At 34.9% G+C, this 16286-nt stretch carries 14 protein-coding genes; 3 read left to right on the top strand and 11 right to left on the bottom strand.

All coding sequences use genetic code 11. The annotated features are described in order from the left end of the window. Positions 1 to 59: 59 nt before the first annotated feature. Positions 60 to 2522 (bottom strand): hybrid sensor histidine kinase/response regulator, encoded by a 2463-nt coding sequence (locus ACF3OB_RS00435; protein WP_392447860.1) that lies wholly within the window; start codon positions 2520 to 2522, stop codon positions 60 to 62. Between the two features lie 133 nt (positions 2523 to 2655). Between ACF3OB_RS00435 and ACF3OB_RS00430 the strand changes: the two genes are divergently transcribed. Continuing rightward, positions 2656 to 3666 (top strand): M28 family metallopeptidase, encoded by a 1011-nt coding sequence (locus ACF3OB_RS00430; protein ID WP_042343145.1) that lies wholly within the window; start codon positions 2656 to 2658, stop codon positions 3664 to 3666. A gap of 56 nt (positions 3667 to 3722) precedes the next feature. Beyond that, a complete protein-coding gene (locus ACF3OB_RS00425) occupies positions 3723 to 4247 on the top strand; it encodes a hypothetical protein (RefSeq protein WP_042009213.1) in 525 nt (174 codons plus the stop codon). Positions 4248 to 4308: 61 nt separating this feature from the next. Here the strand turns inward: ACF3OB_RS00425 and ACF3OB_RS00420 are convergent, their stop codons facing one another. From ACF3OB_RS00420 to ACF3OB_RS00375, 10 genes are all read right to left on the bottom strand, one after another. Beyond that, positions 4309 to 5199 (bottom strand): hypothetical protein, encoded by an 891-nt coding sequence (locus tag ACF3OB_RS00420; RefSeq protein WP_095893103.1) that lies wholly within the window; start codon positions 5197 to 5199, stop codon positions 4309 to 4311. Positions 5200 to 5325: 126 nt separating this feature from the next. Further along, positions 5326 to 6036 carry a DUF4625 domain-containing protein gene (locus ACF3OB_RS00415; RefSeq protein WP_392447857.1) on the bottom strand — a complete coding sequence of 237 codons (711 nt, stop codon included), beginning with the start codon at positions 6034 to 6036 and terminating at the stop codon, positions 5326 to 5328. A gap of 30 nt (positions 6037 to 6066) precedes the next feature. Beyond that, the gene (locus tag ACF3OB_RS00410; protein WP_392447854.1) at positions 6067 to 6744 is read right to left on the bottom strand and encodes a hypothetical protein; all 678 of its coding nucleotides are present in this window, start codon (positions 6742 to 6744) and stop codon (positions 6067 to 6069) included. 84 nt (positions 6745 to 6828) lie between these two features. Next, positions 6829 to 7038, bottom strand: a complete 210-nt coding sequence (locus ACF3OB_RS00405) for a hypothetical protein (protein ID WP_392447852.1) — start codon at positions 7036 to 7038, stop codon at positions 6829 to 6831. A 72-nt stretch (positions 7039 to 7110) separates the two neighbouring features. Then, positions 7111 to 9399 carry a TonB-dependent receptor gene (locus tag ACF3OB_RS00400; protein ID WP_392447851.1) on the bottom strand — a complete coding sequence of 763 codons (2289 nt, stop codon included), beginning with the start codon at positions 9397 to 9399 and terminating at the stop codon, positions 7111 to 7113. Between the two features lie 107 nt (positions 9400 to 9506). Then, positions 9507 to 9812, bottom strand: a complete 306-nt coding sequence (locus ACF3OB_RS00395; RefSeq protein WP_392447850.1) for a hypothetical protein — start codon at positions 9810 to 9812, stop codon at positions 9507 to 9509. A 216-nt stretch (positions 9813 to 10028) separates the two neighbouring features. Continuing rightward, complete coding sequence (locus ACF3OB_RS00390; protein ID WP_095893107.1) at positions 10029 to 10538, bottom strand: KdsC family phosphatase; 510 nt, start codon at positions 10536 to 10538, stop codon at positions 10029 to 10031. Continuing rightward, positions 10519 to 11292, bottom strand: coding sequence for a Rossmann-like and DUF2520 domain-containing protein (locus ACF3OB_RS00385; protein ID WP_042009194.1), 774 nt, complete (start codon positions 11290 to 11292; stop codon positions 10519 to 10521). Before ACF3OB_RS00385 ends, ACF3OB_RS00390 begins: the two co-directional genes overlap by 20 nt. An 11-nt stretch (positions 11293 to 11303) precedes the next feature. Next, on the bottom strand, positions 11304 to 11864 hold the full coding sequence (locus tag ACF3OB_RS00380) for a hypothetical protein (RefSeq protein ID WP_392447847.1): 561 nt from the start codon (positions 11862 to 11864) through the stop codon (positions 11304 to 11306). Positions 11865 to 11888: 24 nt separating this feature from the next. Further along, positions 11889 to 13439, bottom strand: a complete 1551-nt coding sequence (locus tag ACF3OB_RS00375; protein ID WP_392447845.1) for a helicase HerA-like domain-containing protein — start codon at positions 13437 to 13439, stop codon at positions 11889 to 11891. A gap of 288 nt (positions 13440 to 13727) precedes the next feature. On the opposite strand from ACF3OB_RS00375, the gene gyrA reads away from it, so the two are divergent. Then, positions 13728 to 16256 carry a DNA gyrase subunit A gene (gene gyrA / locus ACF3OB_RS00370; RefSeq protein ID WP_042009187.1) on the top strand — a complete coding sequence of 843 codons (2529 nt, stop codon included), beginning with the start codon at positions 13728 to 13730 and terminating at the stop codon, positions 16254 to 16256. Positions 16257 to 16286 lie beyond the last annotated feature (30 nt).

Here is a 16286-nt window from a genome sequence, read left to right as displayed (position 1 = left end):
ATGTTCGATGTGCAAAAATAAAATTTTGGCTCGAATTATACAATTATGCTTTTATCTTTTTATGAATCTTGCAACAACTGTTCGCAATATTGGTCAATAGCAGGTTTACAATCATGAATAAATAAACGTTCTATTTCCTGTATTTTGAGATTTATTTCTGCAGGATTTTCTTCGAAAATTTCTTCCAATTGTCGTAGCAATATCACCTCGCGAGTCGCTTGGATTTGTCCGAACATAGTCAACATTTTGTGAGCAATGGCTCGTATTTTTTCGTAATCCTGAGTATCGGAACAAGATTTTAGAGTCGCTATATTTTCAAAAGTATCCTTACAAAAATTTTTGTAGATGGTAATAATTTGCTCTTTATCATCTCCCATAAAATCTTCTAATGAATTGATTTTGTATGTTTTATCATTTGTAAGGATAGATGGAGATGTTTGTGTGTTTATCCTTGGAAAGAACTCTTGCAGCTTTTCGTAGAACTGGGTAGGTGAAAAAGGTTTGTGTAACACTCCTGAGAATCCACTTTGTACATAGAAGTCATTTGGCACATCTTTACGTCCTGTAATGGCAAGTACAGGGATGCTCTTACCGTACTTTTCATTGAAAAGTGTAACAAAGTGAAACCCATTCATTTCTGGTAATTGAATATCTGTAATCACCAAGTCAAAATTTAGGGTTTCCATGTTAGTAATGGCGTCTTTACTGTTGTCAAACACAAAAACCCCAATATTTTTCTGTTTGCAAAGTTCTTTCATAAGTGACAAAATATTCGTGTCATCGTCAATAATAACAATGTTGATATCATCAATTGCTTTTTCAGACATTTCAACAACAGTGTCTGCTTGTAAAGATTGTTCTGAAATTTTACTGGTAACGAACGTCAATGTGAATGTACTTCCTTTGTTTTCTTGACTTTCGAGCGTGATATTTCCTTTTAAGAGTTGTGCCAATTTTTGAGAAATATGTAATCCTAAACCAGATCCGCCATATTGTTTTGATACCTCTTGATTGGCTTGTGTAAATTCGTCGAAAATATGTGCTTGTTGTTCTTTTTTGATACCTATTCCTGTATCCGATACTGAAATTGAAATTTCGAATTTGCTGTTATCTATCTGTTTTTCAGTGGTTGTAATGCGTATTTGTCCTTTATCAGTAAATTTGAAAGCATTTGAAATCAAGTTGTAAAGGATTTGTTTAATACGATAAGGGTCGCTTGAAAACCATTGATATTGAACGTTTTCAGAAAAATTAAATATTAGTTCAACAGGCTTCGATTTATGGATGGAATATATATTTGTCGCAACTTCTTCAATGAGTTCTGAAACGTTCAACGGGACTTTTTCTAAGCTAATTTTCCCTGCTTCAATTTTGGAATAGTCTAATAATTCATCTACCAATTTAGTGATATAATCAGAGGCATGTTTGATATTTGACAGATAATTTTTTGTTTTTTCATTTGTACTTTGATTATCAAGTAATTCAGTGTATCCTATAATGGAACTCAACGGAGTACGAAGATCATGACTTACCATTGAGATGAGTTGTTCGCGGCTTTTTAAAAGTCGTTTATTTTTTAAGTTTGCTACCTCTAATTTCTGACGTATACGTTGTATTTTCCAAAAATCATTGATAACGATGAATGAAAATACCACCATTAGTAAAAGAGCTATAACGTATGATATTGTTAAAAAAGAACGGCTTTTTTCAAAAACAGCCTGTCGTTGTTCGTTGAACTCTTGAGCACTTTTGAGTATATTATCTTCAATATCAGAAAGTAACTGATGTAATTTATCCGATAAAAGATTGTCAGTATGCCAAAGTGTATGAATTTTTTCACTTTGTTGATCTTTATATTTGATGGTTTCTTCATGTACTTTGTTGAGTAACTGTAAGGTTTCTAACACCGTGTTGTCAAATTTTTGCTGACTGCGTGTTGGAGGAATTTTAATGTTTTTATATTTCTGAATGATAGAGGCGTAAGAGGTTCCTGTTGATAAGGTTTGTTGTGACTTCGATGCTGTCCGTTTTTTTTTGGCTATTGCATTGTCGTTCAATAGGAAATATCCCAATGTGGGTTCCAAACTTGATAATTTTTCAATAGCATTGCGGATGATTACGGATGAACTATCACTGCTTTGTAAAATTTTAAGTTCTTGCAAATTTTCGCTTTTTAATTCCAATAAAATTTGCACTGAATCAAACAAAGAAACATACGAACTGTTTTTAACTTCTTTTTTAAATTTTATGATGGAGTCTTGCAAGGCATAATTTCGGTCTAAAAAAAAGTTCAAAGCCTCTTCATCATCGGTTCGGATAGCAATTTTTCCAGCACTTTCAGTTTCGTTCATTAAAGTGAGTATTTTGCTTATTTTTAGAACTTTACGTCGTTCATAAATGCCTTCTTCTTCCAAAAAAGTTAGCTTTTGAATTTGATTGTAAATAATGTATCCCGTGATGAACGAAACACTGATTAACAGTACGTATCCTGATATAATTTTAAAAATAATTCTTGATTTCATTTTGATATCGAAACGTTATTGCTCAACTGTAGGTTCAACCCACAAAATTACTATTTTTTCGTTCATAAACAAAAAGTTTGATTTTCAGCATAAGAATCGTTACTTTTGTCCCTTACAAAAAAATCTATAAAAAATGAAAAAAACGTGCATCGCATTTATTTCGATTTTAGCATTCGGGTGTACTGCTCAAAAGGAAATTTCGAATAATTTGAGCAAATTATCAATTGACAGTCAAATCAATGAAATCTCAGAACGACGCTTACGTGAAACCTTGGAAGTCATTGCTTCTGATGAAATGGAAGGGCGTATGACGGGTAGTGAGGGGCAGAAGAAGGCTGCCGACTATATTGTAAAATACTTTGAAAAAGAAGGTATTAACTATCCACCCAAAGCAAAAGGATGGTTTCAAACCGTACCGAAATCATTTATTAAAAATCGTTTTGGGGATTCCGATAACATTTGGGCATTCATTGAAGGAAGCGAAAAACCTGAAGAAATCATCGTTGTATCAGCACATTATGACCACATAGGAACACAAAAAGGTAATATTTTTAACGGAGCTGACGACAATGGTTCTGGAACGGTTGCTGTGATGGAAATTGCAAGGGTATTTAATGAGGCTAAGAAAAAAGGACACGCTCCCAAACGTTCCATACTCTTTTTGTTAGTTACTGCCGAAGAAATTGGGCTTTTTGGTTCAAGCTATTACGCTAAAAATCCATTGTATCCGCTTGAAAATACTGTGGCTAATATTAATATTGATATGATTGGACGTGTCGATGATTTGCATACCGATAACAATTACATTTATGTAATCGGTGCTGACAGACTTAGCTCTGATTTACATAAAATTAATGAGGCTGTAAACAAAAAATACACTCAATTGAACTTAGATTATAAGTACGATGACCGTAACGACCCTTGGCAGATTTACTATCGCTCTGATCACTACAATTTTGCTAAAAACGGAATCCCTTCTGTCTTCTTTTTCAATGGTGTACATCCTGATTATCATCAACCTACAGATACCGTTGATAAAATTGACTTTCCTGCAATGACTCAACGAACCAAACTCATTTTTGCCTTGGCATGGGAACTGGCAAATCGTTCGGAGCGAATCAAAGTCGATAGAGATGGGAAATAAATTTTATTATACCACAATAAATTACTACTTTTGCAAACCTTAAAAAAATATTTATAATGAAATACATACAACATAGATATGTCAAAATAATTTTGGCCGTATTAATTTTCGCTTATGCTATCTATCAGTTTACGCAAGGAAATATTGGGAATGGTATCGCTTTAATTTTTTTAGCTGCAATTCCTGTGTTGCTCTACTTCCGTAATGAGTTTTTACTATTGGCGTTTTTTAGATTGCGTAAGCAAGACTTTCAAGGAACTCAAAAATGGCTAAGCAAGATTGTAGACCCTGAGACAGCTTTAATCAGAAAACAACAAGGTTACTACCATTATTTACATGGGATTATTTACTCCCAAATCAATCTTTCTCAGGCTGAAAAATATTTCCGAAAAGCCTTACAATTAGGATTGAATATGAGTTATGATGTAGCCATGGCAAAATTAAGTTTGGCGGGAATTATGATGCAGAAACGCAGAAAACGAGAAGCTCAAGAATTACTAACCGAGGCTAAAAAGCTCGACAAGCAAAACATGATGACGGAGCAGATCAAAATGATGCAACAACAATTGAAGAAGATATAAACAAAGCAAATAGGCTGTCCGAAAAGGACAGCCTATTTTTTATCTGTTTAAAACCATTTTTTTATAAGTGAATTCCTCGGTGGGAATGCCCCTCTTCGTGTTTGTGCCTTGCAATATGGTCTAAATCTTTCTGAATTTCATCTTCCGTAACGCCAAATTCTTTGGCAGCATCTGCCTTGAAAACTGAATCAGGAGACTGTTCTTCGGTGTAAATACGGACAGGAATTCTTACATTTACGTCCGCTTCATAGAATCGACTACCGCTCGGTAATTCATTAAAAGCATACAAGCTTCCATCCTCTTTGAGTTTTGTTTTACCAATGCCCGTGAAATGAGCTAACGTGATTCTCAACATAAAAGTCATGTAGTTTTCCTTAACATAAAAAAATCCCTTTAAACCTATTGGATCATTTTCTGTTGGATTTTTAGCGTCCCACGTTCTTTTCAATAGTTTTACTCCCTTTTCATTGATGTATTTGTCTTCAGGATTAGTGTCACGATAAGTATATTCTAACACCTGATTCATTGTTGGAGTAGGGCGTCCATCTGTAGTTTTAGCTTCTTCCATCATAAAAAAATGTTGATGGATACGAGCTTCTGTATCCGAAATAAATTCACTGTTGATACGTTTTCCTTCAGCATTGTAATGTATTATTTCAACGCCATAGTGTTTTCCTTTTTTTAATCGTACTGGCGCTCCTTCCATATTCAATTTATTTTCCTCAAGGATAAAGGTTATCTTTTGTATTTTTTTTAGATATTTCAGCTCCTTTATTTCTTCATCTCCATAAAATTTATTTCCATGATGGGTGTGTCCTTCAGTAAAAATAACTTCCATCTTAGCTGTTGCCTCGTGTTCTCCTTCTGGATGAGGTTCTGGGGCATTTTTTGAGCAAGACGTTCCTACTATAACCAGAAACGATGCTATGCTAAACTTTAAAAAGTGTTTCATTATTTTTGTATTATATTATGTTATTTTCTTTTTTCAAGATATTTCTAATTGAATATCTTTTCTCTTTTTGTTTGTAAAACTTCGCCAAAACTTTCAGCGTATTTTGACGAAGTTTTTAAAATGTGACTATTTTTTATCAAAATGACCTTCGTATGTAAACTTTTTTCCTACTTGATCAGTAATAGTTACAAAAAAGTGATAGTGACCTTTGGCAAGTGATGATACATTAATATCCTTATTAAGATCATACGAAGTCTTTCCTACCAAATCTTCATCTGTGTAGGTTTCTTCAATACCTCTCACTCGTACATGAATACTGGCTAATTTATTAGGTGCAGAAACCTTTGCCTTAATATTCAGCACGTCATTATCATATGAACTACTTTTTTCAGTAACTATCGGCAAAGAAGGATCACGTTCGATGGTCAAAACATCTTCTACAACGGTTTTATTTCCTTTTGCATCCGTTACGATGATAACTACATCATATATTCCTTCTTTTGCTCTTTTAGGAACATCATAATGTTCGTGTAAATTTGCTTCTTTATTTCCTGTAAATCCTTTTGTATAAGTTCTGTCTACAAACCAAGAACCTCCTGCTTCTTTTGGAGTGATTTGTACTCGAACACTTTTAATTGTTCCTTCAGCTGTGATGTTAGCTTCCAAATGTAGATCACTTTCTGTATATGCTTTCTTACCATTTTCGTAACCTATTTCAAGGTTTTCTACTTTTGGTTCCTCCACAGGTAAATCTTTATTGTCTTTTTGGCAACTAACAAAAAGTATTTGTAAAGCAATTAAAGTTGTTACTGATAGTATATTTTTTATTTTCTTCATTTTAAATTGATTTTTAGGGTTAATAAATAATTATTTTTGTAGTTCATATTCTCCGAAATAGTATAGTCCTTGATATCTGAAAACTGTAAGAGTATTTCCTACAAAATATCCTATTTCTGAAATTCCTGTATCTTTAAATCGGAAAACACAATTATTAATAAGTTCTAGTTTCTTATTAGGTGTAACAGCATTTACATCAACTCCGGAACCATAATGAGTACCTTTTTCATCAAACTTGTAATGAAAAACAGGACGGAAAGATTCCCCAAACTTATACTCTTCTCCTTTAAAAACTTTTCCGACCAATTGGTTTTCTTCAGGAATAGAAACTAAAGTTGCAGTAGCAGGGTAGACTTTTTTCAAAGCTCGATAGTATGCTGAAGTAACTTGTTTCTTATCATTCAGAGCAAATTTTGCAATTCGATAATTTGAATCACTTTTTATCTCAAAAATAAGACTGTCTTTTGTGAGAGTGTAATTACCAATTAACTCTTGTGAGGAATTTAAAAATACGGCTTTCCCTTTTTCTAAAAAGTTTATCACATATACCGATTTATTCTTATCACCAATGGTACCTGCTATGAAATGTTCCGTTATATCAAACTCTTTTTCTAAATCAGGTTTTTGAAGTTGTTCATCTTTTGTACAAGATGACATAATAATTAAAATAGTTGCTAAAAAACTTATTCTAAATATATTTTTCATCATTTAATCTTTTTTTTATTTGTTATTAAATTATTTTTTTGTCTTTTTACTTTAAATAAACTGTTATCTATATGAAATTTTATTTTTTCAATATATAAAACATATTAAATCATTATATAAATACTTCGTCCCTTTAGGGAAATGTTTCATCCCTTTAGGGAAATGTTTCGTCCCTTTAGGGAAATGCTTTGTCCCTTTAGGGAAATGCTTCATCCCTTTAGGGAAATGCTTCATCCCTTTAGGGAAATACTTCATCCCTTTAGGGAAATGTTTCATCTCTTTGGGGAAATGTTTCATCCCTTTAGGGAAATAATTTATTTCATATAATAAATTTTCTCTTGTACATTTTTTGCTTTTAGTTATATCTTACTAAAAAGAATATACTATACGTAATTGAATATTTCTACCTAAATCATGTGCATAGTATCGAAATCTATTCGTGTATTCTTTATATAGTTGGTTCAATATATTTTCAGCAGACATATGTACATCAAGCGATTGATTTCCTAAAGGTAGTTTAACGCCAAAACCAATATCAAATAGGTTATAAGCATCAGGCGTAGAGCTTACCAATTCTTGTGATGAGTCAAAACGAGTTTGTTTATTAACAAATTGATGTTTTGCAGAAAAATATACATTTTTCCAAATGCCTGTGTCAGGTAACTCAAATGAAACTTCTTGTGAAAAACGCTCTGAAGGAATAAACGGAAAGTATCGGCCTGTTTTAATTTCATTAGCGTAAACTACCGAAGCCTTTAAACGATATTTCCATGAAGGTAAAAATTGGTATCCAATTTCCAAATCAGCTCCTCTGAAAAAAGCATCGGATTGCTGATATTGAAAGATAGGAAATACTCCCGAAAATAAAGTTCGTGTTTTTCCCGTTGGAGCATCATAGATGTAATTTTGAATTAACTGAACAAACAAATCAACTTCGGCAGAGAATTTTTCTTTTTGATATTTTACCGAAGTAATCCACTTTCCACCTCTTTCGGATGTAAGTGAACCATCTCCAATATCAAAAGTTCCTGCTCCGTGATGAAGCCCATTACTGTAAAGCTCACTAACATGAGGGGAACGCCAAGCAACTCCTATATTAGATGTTACAGACCAAAAGTCAGTTGGTTTATAACTTCCTCCTATAAGATACGTCAAGTTATTAAATGTACGATTCCCTCCATAACGTTGTCCGAACAATCCGTAACCATCAGCATTCAATGTTTTATAATCATACCGAACTCCTGTTTCTGCTTCCCAACGCTTTTCAACATACTTTTGAATAGCAAAAGCTCCATATCCAACAGAAGCAAAATTAGGAATGACGGGGGTAATTCCCGTACCTGGTTTGTTATAATTCTCTTGACTTAAAGCAGTTAATCCTAACTGACTTTTCCACTTCCCGTACATATTTTCCCAAGAAATATCAAGCGAGTGAGTTGCTAAGTGCATGTCCAAAGCAGGAATACGACTGCGTTCCAATCGCCGGACACTGTATTCATGTCGGATATTATCTTGGAAAGCATACTGAGCTGTTAATTTACCTCCAAAAGGAAGAAAAACATAAGCTTTTGCCTTTGCCAAATGATGTCTTACCTTTTGTTTTGGAGCATTTACCTCATAGGAAAATGGATAAGTAGTCAAAGGACGACCCACTTGAAAACGCGTTTGTAAATCTTCTAAGTTTCCAATGTGAGAACCATAGAATACACCAGACTCATTATTATATTGACTATAAAAAGCCTCTATTCCCCATAGTTCCTTCTCCCATCCTGTTTCCAGAGAAAAATTTTCTTCACGAACTCCTGTATTATTAAGATAATAATCAGCGGTTTTAATATCCCCAGCACGTTTTAATGTTCCCTGTACTCGCCACGCCCATAGCGGAACCTTTGGAACAGTTCCTTCTAACTTTGCAGAAGTTGTTGTTCGTCGTCCGTTAGATGAAAACGAAGGAGATACTTCTCCATGCAGATTATCTCCATACGGAAGTTTACTTGAGGATAGCAAAATAACTCCTCCCAAAGCATCCGAACCATAACGAACAGCATCCGCACCCTTAACAACAGTTATCCGATTTGCCATTGAAGGATCAATTTCAGGAGCATGATCTGCTCCCCATTGCTGTCCTTCTTGCCGAATACCATTATTAAGTATCAGTACGCGATTGCTATGTAGCCCATGGATTACGGGTTTTGCGATGGTAGCTCCGCTTTGTATCATCGAAACACCTTGCACAGAACTGAGCATTTTGGCAAGTGACTCTCCAGATTGTTTCTCTAAATCATTCTTGGTCAATACTCCCGTGACTGTATTGCGATGTACTCTCTGATAAGAGGAAGATATGATAACCTCCGAGAGTTCATTCAGGCTTTCTATCATGGATATAACCACTAGCGAATTAGTTGTAGGAAAGGTCACTTTACCTTGATACTCCTCAAATCCTAAATACGTAACTCTAATAGGGAATGTTCCTTTTTTTAAGTTAAGTATAGCAACTTCTCCTTCAAGGTTAGTGACGTAATGTTTTCCTAAAAAATGAATTACAGCACCTACCAAAGGTTGTTTTTCTTTACTATCTTCAACTTTCAGATGTAATTTTTCTTGTCCGAAACCAATAGCCATACAGCTGAAAGTCAAAAGATAAAGAATATTTCGCATATAAATCTTTTGATATGTTTGTTTGAAAAAATAGTGTAATGATTCTGTAAGGAAGAATTCTTCCTCAGAACATTATTTAGAATACATCTTCGAAAAAGATGTTCATTTTAAGAGAGTACAACACTCGGTGGAGCTCTGGTTGAAGTGTATAAATGATACGCTATGTAGTTTTTTTCTTGATCTACAAAACGTGTAGAATTGTTTTGTTCAAGTAACGTATAAATAAAGTAAGGTTGCACAAAAAAGTTGTGCAATTGAAAGAAAATACAGTCGATTGGATGCTGGTGCGAGTCCGAGAAGTGAGCTTCATGCTGACACTTTTTGTTGGTAGCGTGTGTACAGATTTCTTCCGCCGAATGATGCTCATGATGTTCATGAAAAAATTCCGCCACAGGAAAAGCAACTTTAAGCATGCTAACGAGTAGCAAAAAGTTCAAAACGCGGATATGTACATTTTTTTTTCTCAACGCTATATTCAAATAACTTGACCCTGAAATAGGATGTATTAAGATGCGTATTTTTAGGTTTAGTTTTTTATTACATACAATGATTGTAATGGAAATCGTTCCTTACCAGTATTGCAACCCGTTTTTGAAAACGGGTGCAAATATAAGAAAATATTGAAAATCTTAAAACTCCCAATCACCGCGTACTTTGAGTACCTGTGTGATTACATCCCGAACACAACCTTTACCCCCTTCCAAGTGGGAAATATAGTCGGCTACAGCTTTTACTTCAGGAGCAGCATCTTGTGGACAGGTAGCTAATCCAGCGTGTTTCATTGGAGGAATGTCCGGTAAATCGTCTCCCATATAAAGAATTTGTTCCTTTTTTAAGCCTTTATTTTTTTGGTATTCAAGAAAAGTATCTAATTTTTGGTGTCTTTTCATGAATACATCCGTAATTCCCAAATCTTCAAAACGTTTTTTAGTTCCTTGGTTATTTCCGCCCGTAATGATGCAAATGTTATATCCTTTTTCAATAGCGTATTTCATTACGAAACCATCCTTAACGCTCATGCTTCGAAGTAATTCTCCTTCATTGGTTACTAATACTTGAGCATTGGTTAGTACGCCATCCACATCAAAAACAAATGTGGTTACGTCTTTTAAAAATTCTTTATAACTTTTCTTTTCCATATGTGGTTAATATTGAATTTGTAATTGTTTTGTATATCTCTTTTTCAACTCCATTTAGCATAGCCATGTGATTTTTGATTGTTTGTTGGTCATCGCGTCGGGCAGGTCCCGTTTGGGCTTCTATGGCTGAAATATTTTGTAACTTTTCAAAGGTCTCGGTTAATAAAGGTTTGAGTATTTCGAAAGGAATTTTATGTTCATCGCATAGTTTTTGACCAATCCCTACCAGATGGTTAGTAAAATTATTTACAAAAACTGCTGAAATATGGAGTATTTTTCGTTGAAAACTATTAATTTCATAGATATTTTCAGAAATAGATTCAGCTAAATGGCGTAAAATGTTCAAATCTTCTGCTCTTTTAGCTTCTAAGCATAATGGAATTTTCCTAAAATCTACGGGTTTAGCTTTTGAAAACGATTGCAATGGATAAAAAACACCTTTTCTATTTTTGTCATTCAGTAAGTCAATGTCCGTATTTCCTGAAGTATGAACCACTAATGAGTTGGTGTAAGGCAACCGTGCTGAAACATCAGCAATCGCATCGTCTTTCACAGCAATGATGGTCAAATCAGTGGGTTTTAATTCGGCGATATGAGTCGTTTTCTTAATTTCAAATTTATCAAAATCAGAAGTGAAGCAACTTCTATTGTAAAGTTGCTTCACTTCCACATCTGTTAATTTCAGGAAAGTATCAACCAAATGAAAAGCTACGTTTCCTCCTCCAATAACTGTAATCGTCAATGTTTTTTTCATCGATTTTTATATTAATATATGCTCCAATCTACCACCATTCGGTCGATTTTAGCATCTTCCTCGATGTCATCTTTGGTTACATCAGATGAAAGTCCAAAATTTTTATTTTTTAAAGCCGATTTATCAAACGTAAAATAAACGTTTTCACCTTTCGGGGTAATTAAAATACTTTTAAAGGTCTGTTCTATTTCAAAATCAGTGTATTTTGATTTAATATCTTTGTAAGTACTTGCCAAAGAGATTCCTTTTTCTGTAGTAAAACGCGGATCTAATATACGTACGCTTTCCACGACTTTTTCATTTGTTTTTCCACTAATAGCAGGTGTAATTTCCAGTAATTCTTTTCCTCCTTTTTCAAAGATTAGAATACGCTCAGTGTTCGCATATCGGAGTTCTCCTTCATAGGTACTGTTCACTAACGAATCCTTAGCATAAATAGAATCTAATTTCTGTACAGCTACATTTTTTTGTAATACACCTACGCTTTCTTTGGTTATTAAATAGGTTTTATTCTCAGAATTACAAGCTATTATTGATAAAGCCAAAAATGTTAATCCAATTATTTTTCTCATGTTCTAACTATTGATTTTATATATTTATTTTTTAATAACTTTATTTAGTATTCCCAACACTCCACGCACAAAAGTAGCACTTGTCACCATTTTCAACAGCGGATTTTGAGCGGTTGAGCGAGTTGTTCGAGATGTTTTGCGTGTTGTAGGGGATTGTGATTGACGCGATTGCTGTTTTTCAGCTAACTCACGTTCTTTTTCTTTGGTTGCACTGGCTTGAATTTCAGCTATTTTTTTGTTTAATAACTCGTAAGCACTTTCTCGGTCAATGGTTTCGTTGTATTTTTTAGCTAATTCCGACCGATTTACTAAACTATTTATTTCGGTATCAGAAAGAATATCCATACGACTCATCGGGGCTCTAAGCATGGTAGCAACCAATGGGGTAGGGATTCCTTTTTCGTTCAAAACTGTCACGAAAGCTTCTCCTGTTCCTAAAGAGGTCAGTACTTCTGCAGTGTTGTAGTATTCTGTGATTGGGTAATTTTCAGCTGTTAGTTTGATGGCTTTTCGATCTTTGGCAGTGAAGGCTCTCAGAGCGTGTTGCACTTTCATTCCTAATTGCGAAAGTACAGCATCAGGTACATCTGTTGGATTTTGTGTGCAGAAAATCAAACCGACGCCTTTGGAACGGATTAATTTAACGATATTTTCTAATTGATTCAACAAGGTTTTTGATGCTTCACTGAAAATTAAGTGAGCTTCATCAATAAAAATCACCAATTTAGGTTTTTTAAGGTCTCCTTCCTCTGGGAAAGTTGAGTAGATTTCTGCTAACAAACTGAGCATGAAAGTAGAAAACATCTTTGGACGATCTTGAATGTCTGTCAATCGGATAATATTTACATACCCTTCACCTTTATTGTTAGTTCTTAGTAAATCAGAGGGTTCAAAACTACGTTCGCCGAAGAATAATTCTCCTCCTTGGTGTTCCAATTCCACTATTTTTCGGAGAATAGCACTTGTTGATGTTTTAGCTATAGCTCCGTATTCTTTTTCAAAATCAGTTTTACCTTCTTCTGTAGCAAATTGGAGTATTTTTTTCAAATCTTTTAAGTCCAACAGCGGGTAATTGTGATCATCACAATACTTAAAGATAACAGCTAACACGCCTTCTTGTACATCGCTCAAATCTAAAATACGGGAAAGTAATACCGACCCGAACTCAGAAACTGTAGCACGTAAACGAACCCCTTTTTGTTCTGAAATGGTTAAAAGCTCCACAGGGAACGATTGATTTTCAAAAGGAAGCCCTATCTTTCTATGACGTTCTGTAATGAAAGATTTTTCTTCACCTGCTTCTGCCAATCCGCTTAAATCACCCTTCAAGTCCATTAAAAGTACAGGAACACCATTTTTGGATAAATTCTCTGCAATGACTTGCAAAGTTTTGGTTTTTCCTGTACCAGTCGCACCTGCGATGAGTCCATGACGATTCAAAGTTTTTAGAGGTAAATTAACTAACAGATTTTCAATGGGTTCTCTATCGAATATCGCACCTCCTAATGTAATGTAGTCGCCCTTACAGGTATATCCCGAAAGGATATGCTCCTTAAAAGATTCTATTTTACTCATTCTTTTTGTTCACAAAGTTACAAGGTAACAAAGGTACAACAAAAAGTGGAAAAAAAGAAAGTTTCATTTCAAAAAAACAGAATTGAAAGCTAATATTATTTTTTAACATCTTGTTTTCTAAAAAAGATGTCAAAAAATATATTTTATATATGATTGATTATAAGTTGTTTAATTTATGTACATTTTTCATATAACAAAAAAAATCTTTTTTTATTAGCCCAGTACAAATATTCTTCGTACATTAGCACGTTAATTGAATACAAAACATAAAAAATAGTAAGAAATAATATGGCAGAAGGAGAAAAACTCATTCCAGTGGACATTGGTGATGAGATGAAATCCGCTTACATTGACTACTCAATGTCGGTAATTGTTTCGCGAGCATTGCCCGATGTGCGTGATGGTTTGAAGCCAGTGCATCGTAGGGTGTTGTTCGGGATGAATGAATTAGGAGTTTTTAGCAATAGTCAACACAAAAAATCAGCAAGGATTGTGGGAGAAGTTCTTGGTAAGTACCACCCCCATGGAGATTCCTCAGTATATGATACTATGGTACGTATGGCTCAAGATTGGAGCTTACGTTACATGCTTGTTGATGGAAAAGGAAACTACGGTTCGGTTGATGGCGATCCTCCTGCGGCAATGCGTTACACAGAGGCTCGTATGCGTAAAATTTCCGAAGATATGTTGGTTGATATTGACAAAGACACGGTCGACCATCAGTATAACTTCGATGATACTTTGTTGGAACCCAAGGTTTTGCCAACGCGTATCCCCAGTTTATTAGTTAATGGATCTTCGGGAATTGCTGTAGGTATGGCAACTAATATGGCTCCTCATAATTTGACGGAAGTCATTGATGGAACGGTAGCCTACATTGAAAATCCTGAAATAGATATTGAAGAGCTAATAAAATATGTCAAAGCTCCTGATTTCCCTACAGGAGGTATCATTTATGGTTATGAAGGCGTTCGAGAGGCATTCAAAACGGGACGTGGTCGAGTTGTTGTACGTGCGAAAACTAATATCGAAGAAGTAAATGGAAAGGAATGCATCATAGTTACCGAAATTCCATATCAGGTCAATAAAGCTGAAATGATTAAAAAGACGGTGGATTTGATCAATGAGAAGAGAATTGAAGGAATTTCTGAGGTGCGAGACGAATCGTCTGGAAGAGGAGGAATGCGTGTTGTTTATGTTTTGAAACGAGATGCTGTAGCTAATGTAGTATTAAATAATTTATTCAAACATACTGCTCTACAAACATCGTTCAGTGTAAATAACATTGCTTTAGTTGACGGTCGTCCACAATTGTTAAATTTGAAGGATTTAATTCACTATTTTGTGGAACACCGCTATGATGTGGTTTATCGCAGAACTCAGTTCGAACTGAAAAAAGCACAGGAAAGAGCACATATTTTAGAAGGATTAATCATTGCTTCTGATAACATTGACGAGGTAATTGCCATTATCCGTTCGTCGGAAAATGCGAACGAAGCTCGTACCAGATTGATGGAGCGTTTTGAATTATCTGAGATTCAATCACGAGCCATTGTTGAGATGCGTTTGCGTCAGCTAACAGGTCTGGAGCAAGATAAGTTGCGTATTGAATATGAGGAGGTTATGGCTCTTATTAAAGATTTGGAAGACATCATCGCACGGAAAGAGCGTCGTACTGAAATTATCAAAGAAGAATTGCTTGAGGTGAAGGCAAAATATGGTGATGAACGTCGTTCACAAATTGAATATGCAGGAGGAGAGTTTAGTGTTGAGGATATGATTCCTGATGAAACAATGGTCATCACAATTACACATGCTGGATACATTAAACGTACATCGTTGAACGAATACAAAACCCAGAATAGGGGAGGTGTGGGGCAGAAAGCGTCCAATACGCGTGACCAAGATTTCTTAGAACATCTGTTCGTAAGCTCGAATCACCAATACATGTTGTTCTTTACCCAAAAAGGAAAATGTTTTTGGATGCGCGTGTATGAGATTCCTGAAGGAACAAAAACATCGAAAGGAAGAGCCATTCAAAATCTTATCAATATTGAACAAGATGATAAGGTTAAAGCCTTTATAAGCGTAAAAGATTTGAAAGATGAGGAATACATCAATAACAACTTTTTGATTATGGCTACAAAACAAGGAATCGTCAAGAAAACGTTATTGGAGGAGTACTCCCGTCCACGTCAAAATGGAATAAACGCTATTACCATTAAAGATGGTGATGAGTTGTTAGAAGCAAAACTTACTTCAGGAAAAAGTCAACTAATGTTGGCAGTGAAATCAGGACGAGCTATTCGTTTCGAAGAGGAAAAAGTACGTGCAGTAGGACGTAACTCACAAGGGGTTCGAGGTATTGATTTGGACGTGGAAACAGACGAAGTAGTTGGAATGATCGCTATTGAAAATCCGCAGGAAGAAACCGTTTTGGTGGTTTCAGAAAACGGCTACGGAAAACGTTCTTACATTGATGAACCTGAAACTGGAGAAGCAGTTTACCGAATTACCAATCGAGGAGGAAAAGGAGTAAAAACCATTTCAATCACTGAAAAAACAGGTAACTTAGTGGCTATTAAGAGTGTACTTAGTGGTGAAGATTTGATGATTATTAACAAATCTGGAATAGCTATCCGTTTACCAATAGACGATTTACGAATTATGGGACGTGCAACACAAGGGGTTAGGCTCATCAATATTAAAGGAAATGACTCTATAGCAGCTGTTGCGAAAGTTATGAAGGAGGATGAGCAGGAATCTTCAACGGATGAAAATCAAGAAAATGGTACAGAAATTGAGAGTACAGAATAGAAACAAAAAAATATTGTAGAATTAATTACC

The organism is Capnocytophaga canis (assembly GCF_043187445.1).
Lineage (GTDB): Bacteria > Bacteroidota > Bacteroidia > Flavobacteriales > Flavobacteriaceae > Capnocytophaga > Capnocytophaga canis.
The sequence above is the reverse complement of the archived record's forward strand: the minus strand, read 5'-3'. Positions and strand labels throughout refer to the sequence as shown.